General features: G+C 65.5%; 14 protein-coding genes and 1 tRNA gene. 7 read left to right on the forward strand and 8 right to left on the reverse strand.

The window, feature by feature from the left end; translation table 11 throughout:
* Positions 1–2 precede the first annotated feature (2 nt).
* The gene (locus tag ACXJ16_RS15980) at positions 3–1,409 is read left to right on the forward strand and encodes a flagellar hook-length control protein FliK (RefSeq protein ID WP_463920933.1); all 1,407 of its coding nucleotides are present in this window, start codon (positions 3–5) and stop codon (positions 1,407–1,409) included.
* Between the two features lie 12 nt (positions 1,410–1,421).
* Complete coding sequence (locus tag ACXJ16_RS15985) at positions 1,422–2,093, forward strand: flagellar hook assembly protein FlgD (RefSeq protein WP_185996716.1); 672 nt, start codon at positions 1,422–1,424, stop codon at positions 2,091–2,093.
* Between the two features lie 62 nt (positions 2,094–2,155).
* On the opposite strand, the gene ACXJ16_RS15990 is transcribed toward ACXJ16_RS15985, so the two are convergent.
* From ACXJ16_RS15990 to ACXJ16_RS16000, 3 genes are all read right to left on the reverse strand, one after another.
* Positions 2,156–2,368 (reverse strand): hypothetical protein, encoded by a 213-nt coding sequence (locus ACXJ16_RS15990; RefSeq protein ID WP_324696733.1) that lies wholly within the window; start codon positions 2,366–2,368, stop codon positions 2,156–2,158.
* Positions 2,369–2,900: 532 nt separating this feature from the next.
* On the reverse strand, positions 2,901–3,587 hold the full coding sequence (locus tag ACXJ16_RS15995) for a peptidylprolyl isomerase (protein WP_463921807.1): 687 nt from the start codon (positions 3,585–3,587) through the stop codon (positions 2,901–2,903).
* Between the two features lie 13 nt (positions 3,588–3,600).
* On the reverse strand, positions 3,601–4,302 hold the full coding sequence (locus ACXJ16_RS16000; RefSeq protein WP_054437845.1) for a GcrA family cell cycle regulator: 702 nt from the start codon (positions 4,300–4,302) through the stop codon (positions 3,601–3,603).
* A gap of 96 nt (positions 4,303–4,398) precedes the next feature.
* Between ACXJ16_RS16000 and ACXJ16_RS16005 the strand changes: the two genes are divergently transcribed.
* Together ACXJ16_RS16005 and ACXJ16_RS16010 are read left to right on the forward strand one after the other, a co-directional pair.
* Complete coding sequence (locus ACXJ16_RS16005; protein WP_054437843.1) at positions 4,399–5,304, forward strand: ABC transporter permease; 906 nt, start codon at positions 4,399–4,401, stop codon at positions 5,302–5,304.
* A 197-nt stretch (positions 5,305–5,501) separates the two neighbouring features.
* Positions 5,502–7,736: a putative bifunctional diguanylate cyclase/phosphodiesterase gene (locus ACXJ16_RS16010; protein WP_463920934.1), complete on the forward strand. Its 2,235-nt coding sequence runs from the start codon at positions 5,502–5,504 to the stop codon at positions 7,734–7,736.
* A gap of 12 nt (positions 7,737–7,748) precedes the next feature.
* On the opposite strand, the gene hspQ is transcribed toward ACXJ16_RS16010, so the two are convergent.
* Positions 7,749–8,129 carry a heat shock protein HspQ gene (hspQ, locus tag ACXJ16_RS16015; protein WP_054434385.1) on the reverse strand — a complete coding sequence of 127 codons (381 nt, stop codon included), beginning with the start codon at positions 8,127–8,129 and terminating at the stop codon, positions 7,749–7,751.
* Positions 8,130–8,282: 153 nt separating this feature from the next.
* Here hspQ and ACXJ16_RS16020 point away from each other — a divergent pair.
* Together ACXJ16_RS16020 and ACXJ16_RS16025 are read left to right on the forward strand one after the other, a co-directional pair.
* Positions 8,283–8,372 (forward strand) — tRNA-Ser (locus ACXJ16_RS16020).
* Positions 8,373–8,745: 373 nt separating this feature from the next.
* Positions 8,746–10,521: a tetratricopeptide repeat protein gene (locus ACXJ16_RS16025; RefSeq protein ID WP_443477951.1), complete on the forward strand. Its 1,776-nt coding sequence runs from the start codon at positions 8,746–8,748 to the stop codon at positions 10,519–10,521.
* A gap of 49 nt (positions 10,522–10,570) precedes the next feature.
* Here ACXJ16_RS16025 and ACXJ16_RS16030 read toward each other — a convergent pair whose 3' ends face one another.
* Genes ACXJ16_RS16030 through ACXJ16_RS16040 form a run of 3 tightly spaced genes read right to left on the reverse strand, consistent with a single transcriptional unit; the run spans position 10,571 to position 11,814 of the window.
* Positions 10,571–11,032: a c-type cytochrome gene (locus tag ACXJ16_RS16030; protein WP_324696723.1), complete on the reverse strand. Its 462-nt coding sequence runs from the start codon at positions 11,030–11,032 to the stop codon at positions 10,571–10,573.
* Positions 11,033–11,051: 19 nt separating this feature from the next.
* Positions 11,052–11,378 (reverse strand): hypothetical protein, encoded by a 327-nt coding sequence (locus ACXJ16_RS16035; protein WP_324696721.1) that lies wholly within the window; start codon positions 11,376–11,378, stop codon positions 11,052–11,054.
* Between the two features lie 7 nt (positions 11,379–11,385).
* The gene (locus tag ACXJ16_RS16040) at positions 11,386–11,814 is read right to left on the reverse strand and encodes a DUF983 domain-containing protein (protein ID WP_054438379.1); all 429 of its coding nucleotides are present in this window, start codon (positions 11,812–11,814) and stop codon (positions 11,386–11,388) included.
* An 83-nt stretch (positions 11,815–11,897) separates the two neighbouring features.
* On the opposite strand from ACXJ16_RS16040, the gene ACXJ16_RS16045 reads away from it, so the two are divergent.
* Positions 11,898–13,292 carry an aminotransferase-like domain-containing protein gene (locus ACXJ16_RS16045; protein ID WP_324696718.1) on the forward strand — a complete coding sequence of 465 codons (1,395 nt, stop codon included), beginning with the start codon at positions 11,898–11,900 and terminating at the stop codon, positions 13,290–13,292.
* 49 nt (positions 13,293–13,341) lie between these two features.
* Here the strand turns inward: ACXJ16_RS16045 and ACXJ16_RS16050 are convergent, their stop codons facing one another.
* Entirely contained in the window at positions 13,342–14,346 is a 1,005-nt protein-coding gene (locus tag ACXJ16_RS16050; RefSeq protein WP_132469723.1) for a class 1 fructose-bisphosphatase, read from the reverse strand.
* Positions 14,347–14,376: the final 30 nt, after the last annotated feature.

The following is a 14,376-nucleotide window of genomic DNA, read 5'->3' on the forward strand; positions in this document are numbered from 1 at the left end:
TAATGCCGGTTTCCATGAATGCCCTGTTTCCCACCTCCGCACCGGCGGCAGGCGCCGCAACGAGCGCCGACAGCCTGGCCGCAAGCGGACAGAAGGCGCCGGTCGCGTTCGGAACCCTGCTCGGCGCGACCCGCAAGACCGCGCCTGCCGCTTCTGCCATGATCGCGGGCGAGGCGGCGGGGACCGGAGCGGAAACCGTTCCCGCCGCCGACCCGGCACTGGCCGCTCCCGCTGACGCTGCCGAGAACGGCAAGCTCGTCCAGCAGCCGTGGACCGCGGCGACTTCGCTTGAAGAGGCGGCAGTGGCAGCGACACCGGGCGCGGCGCTCGCCGGGAAGCAGGAACAGGGCGCCAAGCCGGTGGCCGCACACAAGACGGTGGCAGACAAGCTCGCTCCGCAGGCGGAGACGGCAAAGACCACGCTGGCGCAGCTTGCGGCGCAGGCAGCCGCTTCGCAGGTTCCCTCCGGCACCGACACGGCAGTACCGGCCGATGGCGCGGCTGCCGATGCGCCGGTTGCCGAGGACGGCAGCGCGCCGGATGCCGGCGATGCGGACGTGGATCCGGCGAGCCTTGTCCAGACCACGCAAGTTCAGAACATGCCCGTGCCCGCTGCGACGCAGCCCGCGTTGGCGGTGGCGCCGCAGGCGGTCCCGGACGTGAAGGCCGAAAAGACCGAAGGCGGCACCAAGAGCGGCGAAATCGGTGGCAAGTCCGGCAGCAAGCTGGCGAGCAGGGCATCCGCTGCCGACCGTTCGGCGGGCAGTGCCGACCGCCTCGCCCCGGAGCCGGCGGCAACGCGCGGACAGGGCGCCGGCTCGGCGGCGATGCAGCAGGCCGATTTCGCGACGGATCAGTCCTCCGCGCAGGGCGATGGCAATCTTTCGACCCCGCTGCTGTCGCAGACGCTGACCGGCACGGCCGCCCGCCCGGCCGCGCTGCCTTACCCGGCAACGCAGTCGGCGACCCAGAGCGCGGCGGTATCCGTTCAGGAGGGCCAGTTCGGCGCCGATATCGGCGTGGAGATCGCCCGCGCCCTCGACAAGGGCAGCGACGACCTGCTCATCCGCCTCGACCCGCGCCACATGGGCCGGATCGACGTGCGCCTATCCTTCGACCACGAGGGCGTTCTGCGCGCGGTCATGTCGGCGGACAGTTCTTCCGCGCTCGACATGCTGCGCCGCGAAAGCACCGATCTCAATCGCGCGCTGGCCGACGCCGGTATCCGAGCCGACGGCCAGTCCCTGCGCTTCGACAGCCGCTCGGGCGGGCAGGGCGGACAGCGCTGGCAGGGTGACCAGCAAGGGCAGCGGCAGGCGCAGGGCAGCCTGTCCGACACATTCGGCGGGAGCGACGACCCGATCTACCGACCGCTCAGGAGCAGCGGTCATGTCGATCTCATGGCATAAGGCACAAGAGCAATGACCACGGTTTCAAGCACGACGTCGACCACGAGCGACACCACGGCGGCCTCCACTTCGGGGCTGCTGACCGACTACAACCTGTTCCTCAAGCTGCTGACGACGCAGATGACGAACCAGGATCCGCTCGATCCGATGGATACCTCGGAATACACGCAGCAGCTCGTGCAGTATTCGCAGGTGGAGCAGTCGATCCAGCAGACCGGCAAGCTGGAGGACATCCTCAGCCAGCTCACCTCGCAGCAGATGGCGCAGGCATCGAGCTACATCGGGCGCGAGGCGCGTTTCGATTCCCCGGTTGCCGGGCTCGGCAACGCACCGGCCCACTGGACCTATTACGTGGACGGCACGCCTTCCACCATCACCGCCACGATCAAGGATTCCTCGGGCACCGTGGTGAACACCGTGACGCTCGATCCCACCACGCAGGGCTCCTACGAGTGGGACGGAACCAAGGCTGACGGCACGAAGGCCGCGGACGGCGCCTATACGCTGTCGATCACGGCCACCAATGCCGCCGGCAATGCGCTGGATACGACGATCAACTCGGTGGCGATCGTGGATGACGTGGTGACCGACGGCACCAACATCATGCTGGGCGTCAACGGTATCCGCATGTCCGCCTCCGGCCTCGTCGCCCTCGCGGCTGCCGGCGCCAGCACCGATAGCTGACCGGAACGGCCCCGAAAACGAGAAAGGCCCCTGAACCGGCTGGTTCAGGGGCCTTTCTCGTTTCAGGCCTGGCCGACCGTGCTGTGACGGTTGGCATTTCCGATGCCCGTTGCCGGCTCCACGCTCTCCGCCGACTGGAGGGAGACGTCGAGCCTGGTGCAGCCCGGAATACGTTCGGGCAACGCCAGGATCATCAGGCAGTCCGCGATCGACGGATCGTCGATCGGACCGATCAGTTCGTCCACCTCCTCATAGGAGACGTCCGATTGACTCATGCAGCGAAGCGCGGCCGCCTGCCAAAGCTGAGAAGTTGATTCAACTCTCAACTTGAGCGAGAACCAGAACTCTTCGTGCGACACGACAGTTGGACCGGCCTCGCCGGCGCAATTCCAAGGTAAATTTTCTATCATCGCACTCTCAAAAGTACATCGAACCGAATAGATGCAGTCCGTGCCCCCGGACCTGAGAGGGAGTCCCACAACCCCTGAAAGTTCAATGGCTCCCGTGGTCACTGGGACCAACTAAGGGATTTCCCGTATTCGATTTGGCGATTGGGTAAATGTTCTCTTACCGTGGAAGGCGAGGCAGTTGGTCCGGCAAACGGGGAGCGCCGAATAAGGGCGGAAACCCGCGGATTATGAGCGAATCGACAGGCGGCGGCATTACCCAAAGCTAACGCCGATGTGGTTGTGTTCAGGGAGATGCCAGAAATTTAATCCACAATCTTCGGCAGACTGCCGGCTTTACGCGCTAGGGCGACGCACAGCGCTATTGTCTTTGTGGAAATGGCGGCAGGCGCCGGAAGTCTCAGGGCGTGGCGGGCGGGGGAACGCGGCGCGCGCTCACGATCTTCACCTGCGGTTCGAGCATCTGGCCCTTCATGACGCCTTCGCCCTTGGTGGGCGAACGGGGCTGGTCCCAGATCCTGCGCACCACGTCCATGCCCGAGACGACATGACCGAAGGCGGCAAAACCTGCGCGGGCTTCGGGATTGTCCGAAGCGGGCTGGGCATCGAGGGACGGGATGTCGCTCAGCATGATCGTGAAGTCCGCCGTGGCGCTGCCGGGCGCGTAGCGGGCCATGGAGATGGTGCCGGCCTTGTGCGTGATCCCCGTGGCGCTGGTGGGCTCATGAGGTACTGGCGGCAGAACGTTGATACCCTGCAGGCCGCCTTGTAGTAATCCGTTGGGCTGGTCGCCCCAGTCGAGATGCATGGCGCGGTAGAAGTTGGCGCCGTCGAACCTGCGGCTGTCGACGTACTTGAGGAAGTTCGCGACCGTGAGCGGGGCGTGGGCCTTGTCGAGATCGAGGGTGATTGTCCCGGCGCTGGTCGTCAGCGCAACGTAGACATGCTCGGCAGGCTTGGGCTCGGCAGGCTTCGGTGCGGCGGTTTCGCCGGAGGGCGGAGCGTTCTGCGCGAGGGCAGGGGCGGCGAGCGCCAGAACGAACGGTGCGGCGATAAGCCAGGCATTCAGGGCCCGTCGCCGCACCATCGTCTTCATCGGATCAGCGAACCCGCGGGCCGCCGAAGGGAAGCGGCGGAGGAGGACGGCGCGCGCCGCGCGGCAGCTGTGCCTGATAGGCCCGGCCGCAATGCTCGACGCAATAAGGGAACCCGGGGTTCACCTTTTCTCCGCAGAAGTGGAAGTCCGGTTCGCCGGGGTGGCCCATCGGCCAGCGGCACACGCGGTCGCTGAGGTCGAGGAGGCTGGTCTTGTCGGCGATTTCCGCGCTCGGCTTGGCAGGCACCAGGCGGCGGGGCGGCGCGGGCGGAATCGGCTGCTGCTGATCGCCGGGGCCCTGGCGCAGGAAGCCGCCGGGGCCGACAGAGACGACGCGCGGGCCCTTCGGCGCGGCCGGGGCATCTTCGCTGGCGGCGACCGGCGGTGCCACCGGAGCGGGGCTGCGGGGTGCCGGCGCCACGGGCGGCTGCGGCGCGGCGCGCACGACCGGCGCTTCGACCTGCGGCGCGGGCGCGGCTGGCGCGGCCTCGGCAACGGGCTTGGGCTTCTTCGGGGCGGGTGCCGGGCGGGCCGGCTTTTCGTTGGCCTTGACCGGGGAAGGGCGTGCCTTGAGCCCGAGGCGGTGTGCCTTGCCGATCACCGCATTGCGGCTGACGCCGCCAAGCTCGTCCGCGATCTGGCTGGCGGTGGCTCCGCCCTCCCACATCTTGGTCAGCTTCTCGATCCGCTCGTCCGTCCAGCTCATTCGGTGTTCCATCTCTTCATCGGGCGAACCAAGAATCGCCCCAAAATTCCGTGGCGCGGCTTGCCTTGGAAAGCCGCAGCCGATACTCGCCGGTCCATGCCCGATCAAACGAATTCGACCGAACTGCCGACACAGGACGGGAGCGTGTCAGAACACATCGTGCCCCGGACGATCCCGGCCCGCCATTTCCCGGCGAAGGGAGAACCCCTGATCCACCAGGTGAACTGGGAGGGGCTCAAGACCCTTTATATGAAGGAGGTCCGCCGCTTCTTCAAGGTCCAGACCCAGACGATCTGGGCACCGGCGATCACTACCCTGCTGTTTCTGGTGATCTTCACTGTGGCGATGGGACGCGGCGGCCGGGAAGTGCTCGGCGTCAACTTCGCGACTTTCGTGGCGCCCGGCCTGATCGTCATGGGCATGATGCAGAACGCGTTCGCCAATTCCAGCTTCTCGTTCCTGGCGGGCAAGATCCAGGGAACGATCATCGATTACCTGATGCCGCCGCTGAGCGAAGGCGAACTCATGCTGGCCATGGTCGCCGCGGCGGTGACCCGCGCGGTACTGGTCGGGCTCGCGCTGTCGGGCGCGATGCTGCTGTGGCCGGGCGTGAGCCTTTCGATGGCGCATCCCTGGGCCGTGATCTGGTTCGGCCTCACCGGTTCGGTATTCCTCGCGCTGCTCGGCTTCCTGTCGTCGATCTGGGCCGAGAAGTTCGATCACAACGCCGCCGTCACCAACTTCGTGATCGCGCCGCTCTCGCTGCTTTCCGGCACGTTCTATGTGATCGACAACCTCGCGCCCACCTTCCAGGCGATCAGCCGCCTCAATCCGTTCTTCTACGTGATCTCGGGCTTCCGGTTCGGTTTCCTGGGTGTCAGCGATATCGGCGATACCAACATGGCCGTGCTCCACAGCGCGATCGGGATGGGTCTGCTGGACGCGGTGCTGGCGGGCATCATCTATCTGGTCCTGCGTTCGGGCTGGAAGCTCAAGGGCTGACATCCTTTCCCCTTCGCAGTTGCAGACGCCCCGTTCGGACATCCGGCCGGGGCGTTTTCGCATGTGGCGAAGGCGGAGGTGAAGGCCCTTGTCACATGGTTGACGCATTGTGACGCTTATGGCCGCGCTTTCGCTTGTGGTCGGCCTGCTGTTGCCTTCTAATGCTCTGGTATCCCTCGAAGGCTAAGGATTTCCGCGTGTTCGCTCCGATCCACACGCGCAAGGTTCGCAAGTCGGAAGCGGCCAGATTTGCGCCGCATATCGTCGTGGCCGCGCTCTTCATCGTCATGCTGATCGTCGGCTTCCTCATCTGGTCCGGGCGCGAGATCGACCGCATCGCGAGCGAGCGAGACCGTTCCATCGTGTCGCTCGTCCTCGCCCAGAGCATCGAGCGGGTCGGCCATGCGCAGGAATCGTCGACCGTGTGGGACGATGCCCTGCGTGAAGCGCGCAGGCGCCCGATCGATCAGGACTGGATGGATCTCAACCTCGGCATCTGGTTCGATCAATATGCCGGGTTCAACGAGGTCTACGTCCTTTCCCCCGAGAGCGTGCCGATCTACGCCATGCGCGGCGGCAAGCGGAAGGTGCCGGAAACTTACATCGCCATCGAAGACGTGGCCGACCCGCTGGTGATGCGGCTGCGCCGCACGCGGGGTAGCGGAAAAGTGGGAGTCGGCGGCGTTCCCATGATCTCGCCCGGCGCCTCGGACCTTGCGATTCTTCGCGGCCGCCCGGCGATAGTCAGCGCGAAGCCGATCCTTTCGGACAGCGGCTCGATCGTCCAGAAGCCGGGAAGCGAGCCGGTGCATATCGGTGTCGTCTATCTCGACAACGACTTCTTCGCCCGCCTCGGCAGCAACTACGGCCTCGCACAGGCGCGCTACGAGATATCGCCGAGCAGGGCCTGGGGCGAAGCCTCGGTGCCGCTCCGTTCGCGCGACGGCGATGTCATCGGCTACTTCGTATGGCATCCCTTCGCGCCGGGGAGCGAGGTGACCCGGTCGGTCGGGCCGGTCGTGCTGCTGGTCCTCCTGCTTTCGGCCGTGGTGATCTACCTCCTGGCCGGCCGGCTCGCCAGCCGCACGCTCGATCTTGAGGAAAGCCGGAGCGAGGCGCGCCACCAGGCGCTGCACGACGCCCTGACCGGACTGGCCAATCGCGCCATGTTCGAAGGGCGGCTGGACGCTGCCCTGTCCCGCTGCCGCCGGGAGGGCGGCCTTGTCGGGCTGCTCTACATCGACCTCGACCGCTTCAAGCAGGTGAATGACAGTCTGGGCCATCCCGCCGGCGATGCGCTGATCCGTCAGGTCGCCCGGCGGCTGACCTCGGAAGTGCGCGGCTACGACATGGTCGCGCGCCTTGGAGGAGACGAGTTCGCCGTGCTCGTCGTCGAGCCGGAATCCCGCGAGGCGATCGGGCAGATCTGCGAACGCATCGTAGCCGAGATCGAGCGTCCGTTCGACGTGGCCGGGGCGCAGGCGTTCATCGGCGCCAGCATCGGCGTTGCCGTCGCGCCGGACCACGGCGCCGACCGCACCGAGCTGACCCGGCGTGCGGACATCGCTCTCTACAAGGCGAAGATGGAAGGGCGGAGCCGCTTCACCTTCTTCGAGGCGAGCATGGACGAAGTGGTGCGGCTGCGGGAGACGACCAATCGCGAGCTGCGCCAGGCGCTTCTGGATTGCGACGAGCAGCTCAAGGTCTTCTACCAGCCGGTCTACTCGACGGTCAGTGGCCGGATGGTCGCGGTGGAAGCGCTGCTGCGCTGGAACCATCCGGTGAACGGTCTCGTCAACCCTGCCGGCTTCATCCAGCAGGCCGAAGAGTCCGGCCTCATTGAGGTGCTTGGCGGCTGGGTGCTGCGCAAGGCGGTGGACGATGCCATGGCCTGGCCCGACCTGCGGATATCGGTGAACGTCTCGCCGGTGCAGATGCGCAGCAGGGCCTTCGTGGACAATGTGCGGGCGGTCCTGAACGAAACCGGCCTCGATCCGCGCCGTCTGGAACTGGAGCTGACGGAAACCGCGCTGATGTCTGCTTCGGAAGAGGTCTCCGCGTCTCTCAAGGCGCTGCGCCGGATCGGGGTGGCCTGTGCGCTCGACGATTTCGGAACGGGCTATTCCTCGCTCAGCCACATTCGCGACATTGCGGTGGATCGCATCAAGATAGACCGTTCCTTCGTCCATGCGGTGAACACCGGACCGGGCGCGGCCCTGGTGGAGGCGATCGTCAACGTTGCCCGCGCCAATGGCCTGAACCTGACTGCCGAAGGCGTGGAGACAGAGGCCCAGCTCTCGCACCTGCGGTCACTGGGATGCCACGAAGTACAGGGCTACCTGCTTTCGCGCCCCGTTCCTTACGGCGAGATCACGCGCCTGCTGGAAGGCGGCGCGCATTCCTTTTCAGATACAGGGACCGAATCGTCCTGAAGAAGCGCGGGTTCAGTGCGCGAGACCGCGCCGCAACCGATAGCGCCCGTTGCCGAAATCATCGAACATCTGCGACAGAGAGGGGTGGTCTACCGGCCCGCCCTCGGCATCGGCGAGCAGGTTCTGCTGGCTGACATAGGCAACGTAGCTGGATTCCTCGTTCTCGGCGAGGAGGTGGTAATAGGGCTGGTCGCGTTTGGGGCGCACGTCCACGGGAATGGATTCGTACCATTCCTCACTATGGGCGAACACCGGATCGATATCGAAGATGACGCCCCGGAAGTCATGATTCCGGTGGCGGACCACATCGCCGATAGCGAATCGCGCACGGGTCTGGCGAGGCGCATCGATGATGCGTCCGGCCGTGGGTGAAAAAAAGTGCGCCCTGTTCATGCGAGAAATATAGGTTTCCTGCGGGGTGCAAACAAGCAACCCCTGTGGACAATCCCCATTTTTGAAAACAGGGGGTTGGCAAGGTCGAAATGCTGGGCTAACGGCGCGCTTCCCGACCCGATGGAGACCTTCCATCGCTATCGCATCTCTAGCGGAGAGGTGGCAGAGTGGTCGAATGCGCTGCACTCGAAATGCAGTGTACGGGAAACCGTACCGTGGGTTCGAATCCCACCCTCTCCGCCAAGAGCCCTTCCGGGACCATCCAGAACTGATCGCAGGAAATCGAAAGATTTCCTTGGCTTCAGGGCGATCCGGCTCAATTTCCTTTATCGTGGCTGGACGTTGGCTCGACGAAAGTCGTCTCTTGCGAATTTCGCGCGGAATGTCCGGGAATTCTCCTCACCGACCGGGGCTTTGTTCTCATGTGCGTGATTGCCGGCAGCGCTTGAACGTATTTCGGGCGGAAGCCGGTTTTTTCGTTCGCTGAGGTCACGTCCGGTGTCATGTTGACAGATATCGGCGGCGCGAGCAGCTTGTTCCGGTTGAAGATGGCGGCTCGGAGAGTCGGTGTGAATTAGCGCTTTTTCGGCGGCTACCTCGGTCAAGGGTCGGGTGCATGCAGAGGGTGTTGAGCAGCATTGCTTTGGCGGCGCAGGGCTTTGTTCTTGCCAGTTTTTCGACTGGCGCGGGCATTTCGCCGGTGACTCTGGCCATGCTCGATCCGTCAGGGCTTGCCGCTTCGATTTGCGGCGCAAGGGCTGAGGCGGCGGTGCTGGCGCACGAGCTTGTGCTTGCCGCAGCCGTTACGGGTCCGGTCGGTGCCGCATCCCAGGCGATACCGCTCTATCGCGATCTCGTTGCCGATCGTTTGCCGATCACCACTTCAAGCGAGCAGGCGCGGCGCTATTTCAATCAGGGTCTCCTGCTGGCCTATGGCTTCAATCATGCAGGGGCGGTGCGCTCTTTTCGCGAGGCGCAGCGGCTCGATCCGGCTTGCGCGATGTGCTGGTGGGGCGAGGCGCTTGCGCTGGGGCCGAACATCAACGCGCCCATGGACGATCGCGATCGCAATGCGGCTTTGGCGGCGATGGACAGGGCCGCAGGGCAAAGCGTGCATGCGTCCCCGCTGGAGCAGGCGTTGATCGGTGCGACGGCGCGCCGCTACACGCGCGATGCGAAGGCCGATCGCTCTGCACTGGATGCCGCATATGCCGATGCCATGATCGGCGTTGCCCGTCGCTTTCCAGCGGATGACGATGTGGCCGTGCTGGCGGCCGAAGCGGTCATGGATGTCAGCCCGTGGAGCTATTGGGAGGCGGACAAGCGAACGCCGACAGGCCGAAGCGGCGAGGCGGTTCGGCTGATCGAGGGCGTGCTAATGCGTGACCCGGGCAACCTTCAGGCCGCGCATCTTTACATCCATCTCATGGAGAACAGCGCGGAGCCGCGCCGCGCGGAAGCTGCGGCAGACCGGCTGGCGCGGGAAGGCGCGCCGAGCGCCGGCCATCTCGTCCACATGCCGGGGCACATCTATCAACTGGTCGGCCGCTACGCCGATTCCATCCGGGTCAACATTGCGGCCGCGCGTGCAGACGAGGCTTTCATCCGCAGCACGAACGATCGCAGCCTCGTCCGCTACGGCTATTACCCTCACAACGTCCACTTCATCGTGACATCCGCGCAGATGGCAGGTGACATGCGCACGGCGATCACCGAGGCGCAGCGTCTGCGGAAACTGCTGGATCCCGGCACCTCCGCGCGGATCGCCTGGATACAGGCGATCGATGCCGCACCCTTTCTGGCGATGGCGCAATTTGCCGAACCCGAGGCGATCCTGGCCATGCCGCCGCCCGACCCGCGTTTGCCCTATGCCGCTGCCATGCGGTTCTATGCGCGCGCAGTTGCCCGGGCGCAGGGGCGGGACCGCGCCGGAGCCGAGCGTGAAATCGCCGCCATCGTGGAAATCCGCAAATCCGGCACCCTGGCCGGCATGACCGAACAGGGCGTGCCCGCAGCGGACCTTCTCCAGCTTGCCGAAGCGGTGGCGCGCGGCAAGCTGGCCTTTTCGGAAAAGCGCTACGAAGAGGCCGCGCGCCTCTATCGCCGGGCAATCGTGCTGGAGGCGAAGATACCCTATCAGGAGCCGCCATACTGGTATTATCCCGTGAGCCAGTCGCTTGGCGCGGCCCTGTTCAGGGCCGGGCATTATGGCGAGGCGGCGCAGGCTTTTCGTGCCGCGCTCGTGCAGTCTCCGAAAAGCGGCTGGGCACTTTACGGACTTGCCGAAAGCGAGAAGGCGCAAGGGCGCGGTGTTGAAGCGGCCGCCGCCCGCCAGGCGCTCGGGCAGGCGTGGCTGGGCGACGATGCCTGGCTGCGGATGGACCGCTTGTGAATCTCGTCCACGCCCGGGCGCTGCCCATTTTCCCGCAGCCGCGCGGTGGTTATCGGGGGTCTCTTGCCTGCGTGCGCAGGTAGGCGATCAGGTCGGCTCGGTCCAACGGGTCCTTCACGCCGGGGAACTGCATGGTCGTGCCCGGCACGACCGAGGCGGGGGCGGCGATCCATGCGTCGAGCGCCTTTTCGTCCCATCTGCCGCCGATGCCGATCAGAGCCGCAGTGTAGCCGTAGCGCGACCTGTTGGTGCCGGGGGGCTGGCCGAACACGCCGAACAGGTTCGGTCCGCCGCGATCGCTCGCGCCTTCGATGATGCTGTGGCAGGCGGCGCACTGCCGGAATTTCCGGGCGCCGCTTTCCACGTCGGCAACTTTCATAAGCTCTTGCAGGGTCGGGTCTTGCCCCGCTTTCCGCAGGCGCTCGTCATGACGGTCATCGCGGCATCCGGCGAGTCCGATCAGGAGAGCCATTCCGGCAAAGGCCGCGCGGGCCGATATCCATGCTTTCACGGTTCGCGGGTCCGATGCATCAATCGCGATGGAAGAACGCGGGCCTGCCCTTGAGCACGTTGCGCGCCATGTCGCCGCCATCGTGAAGGGCGAGCGGGCCGCCGGGCAGGGCATCGTCCCAGAAACCGTGGTCGGCATATTGATCGAGCGCCTCTTCATACCGGGCGATCTTGGCGGCCTGCGATGCGAGCAGCCTTGTTGCGCTGTGCATTTCGGCAAAGTCGTCGCCCGATCCCGCGCGCACCATCCGGGCGAGATCGGGGCGTTCCAGTGCTTCGAAGTATTCGGCAACGAAGTCCCGGGCGGATTGCAGCGGGGTTGCGTGACCGGCAGTCGGCATGGTCATGGGCAGGTCAATCGCCGTTGCGCGGGGCGCGGGCATTGAGATCGGCCCAGAGTGCCTCCGTGCCCGCTTCCTGCGCCTTGTTCACGTATTGCGAGGCCACGAGCCAGCCCTTGATATACTGCAGCGGCAACACGCAGCCCAGCCCGACCAGCGGGAACGAAGTGAGCAGATGGACCCAGAACGGCGGGTCGAACTTCACCTGCAGCCATACGGCGAAGAACGTGAGCGGGAAGGCGACGATGCAGAGCGAGAAGAAGGCGGGGCCGTCGTCAGGGGCGGCGAAGCCGTAATCGAGCCCGCAGGCCGGGCAGGTATCGTTCAGCTTGAGCCACTTGCGGAACATGGCGCCTTTTTCGCAACGGGGGCAAAGTCCTTTCAGGCCGCACCTGAAAATACGGCGGGCCTTGTCGCCGGGCTCCATATTGTTGTCTGACATGATGCAGGTCCGCCGTTGATCGCGAGGATTCGTCTGTTGCTCAATATGGATATTGTATGCATACAAAGTCAATGCAAACAGTGATGCAAAATTGGCTGCCGGACATCCGCAATGCTCAAGGGCCGCTCTATCTGGCGATCTGCGCGGCGATCGGCCGGGATGTGGAGGAGCGTCGGCTCAATCCGGGGGATCGCCTTCCGCCCCAGCGCGAACTGGCCGAAGCGCTGGGCGTGGATACCGGCACGGTCACGCGCGCTTATGCCGAGGCGCGCAGGCAGGGGCTGATCGACGCGGAAGGGCGGCGCGGCAGCTTCGTCCGGGGGAAGGCGGCGTTCGATGCGTCCAGCCAGGTGCCGCCGTTCGACACCGGCATGAACCTGCCGCCGATTCCCTCCAACAGTTCCTATGCCGCCAGTTTCGCGAATGCCCTGCAAGCCGTGCTCGAAGGCCCGGCCGCGGCGAACCGGTTGCAGTATCAGCCTGCGGGCGGCGCTCCGGAAGACCGCGCGGCCGGCGCGCAGTGGCTGGCGGCTTCGGGAATGGAGGCGACGGAGGACAACGTCATCGTCACCAGCGGTGCGCAAACCGCGCTGCATGCGGTTGTCAGTTCCGTTCTGGCGCCCGGCGATGTCGTGTGCACGGGGCCTTTCGTCTATCCGGGCTGGAGCGCGATTTGCCGCCGGCACGGCGTGGCGATCGTGCCGCTCGGCGCGGATCGGCACGGCATCGATCCCGATGCTTTCGCGCGGGCCTGCGAAACCGGGGCGGTTCAATCCACCCCGGTCAGGGCGATCTATCTCGTGCCCGACAACGACAATCCGACGACCGCGACGCTCAGCGAGGAACGGCGCCGCCGCATTGCCGAGATCGCGCGGCGGCACGATGTTCTCATCATCGAGGACGATCCCTATTCCCGTCTCGGCAGCGGCGAGATCCCGTCGCTGGCAGCGCTCGCGCCGGAGCGGACGTGGCATGTCGCAAGCCTTTCAAAGCTCGTCTCGCCATCGCTGCGCGTTGCGTACTTGCGCGCGCCGCAGCTTCGGGATGCGCTGCGGCTGGCGACGGATACCTATGAGACCACGATCATGGCGCCTCCGCTCAACCTGGCCGTCTGTACCCAGTGGCTGAACACCGGGAAATGGGCCTCGCTGGTGGCGGAGGTGCGGGACGAGTGCCTTGCGCGGCAGGCTATCGCGGCAGGCATCCTGCCGCATGGGAGCTATGAGGCGGCCCGCGCGGGCTATCACTTGTGGATTGCGCTGGAGCGGGAAGGGCAGTCCGCCGATCTCGTGCGGGCGCTGCGGCCGCTCGGCATCTCGGTCGTGTCGGGAGAGCAGTTCCGCATCGACCCCGAGGCCCGTCATGCGGTGCGTATCTCGATCGGCGGCAGCGCCGATCGGCAATGCATCGAACGGGCGCTGAAGATGGTGGATGCGATGATCCACCATCAGGATGGCCGTTTCAGCCCGATGGTCTAGCCTCAACGGCCCGGAACTTCACCCGAAGCTCCGGGTCGTCGAGCCTCGGTCAGGCCGTTTCCGTTTCCATGAGGGCGGCGACCTGTTCGGGATCGCCCAGGATCAGGCCGATGCGCTGGTGAAGTCCGACCGGGGTCACGTCGAGCACGCGGTTCCAGCCGTCGGTCGAGGCGCCGCCCGCCTGTTCGACCAGGAAGCTCATCGGATTGGCTTCGTAAAGCAGGCGCAGGCGCGCCTTGCCCGGCGTGCGGTGATCGGCGGGATAGAGGAACACGCCGCCGCGCTTCAGGATGCGATGCACGTCGGCAACCATCGAGGCCGTCCAGCGCATGTTGTAGTCCCGGCCGCAGGGGCCCTTGCCGTCAGTCAGGCGCTCGTCGATGTAGCGCACCACGGTTGGCGACCACTGCGGGCGGCGCGCCATGTTGATGGCGATTTCGCAATTGCCCGAAGGAATCTGCATGGGGCCGTCGGTCATGATCCAGGCGCCCAGTTCGCGATCCAGCGTAAACTCGTAGACACCGGAGCCCAGGGTCAGCACCAGCAGCGTCTGCGGGCCGTAGATCGCATAGCCGGCAGCGACCTGCGCGGTCCCGGGCTGGAGGAAATCTTCCTCTCGTACTTCGCGGCCCGCGCATTCGTCAGGCGCGCGCAGCACGGAGAAGATCGTGCCGACCGAGAGGTTTACGTCGACATTGCTGGAACCGTCGATCGGATCGTAGACCAGCAGGTATTCGCCCTTGGGATAGCGGTTGGGGATGGGATGGATCGTTTCCATCTCTTCCGAGGCCATTCCGGCGAGGTGGCCGCCCCACTCGTTGGCATCCAGCAGCAGTTCGTTGGCGAGCACGTCGAGCTTTTTCTGAACTTCGCCCTGCACGTTCTCGCTGTCGAGGCTGCCCAGAACGTCGCCCAGCGCGCCCTTGGCGATGGCGTGGTTCACCGTCTTGCAGGCGCGCGCCACGGTTTCGATCAGCAGGCGCAGTTCGGGCGGGCAGGTCGAGTTCGGCTCGCGCTGCTTTTCGAGCAGGAAGCGGGTGAGTGTCGGTTTCATATCAGCTTCCTTACCCCATGTTCCGGACAA

This window comes from Novosphingobium sp. TK71 (genome assembly GCF_055361505.1).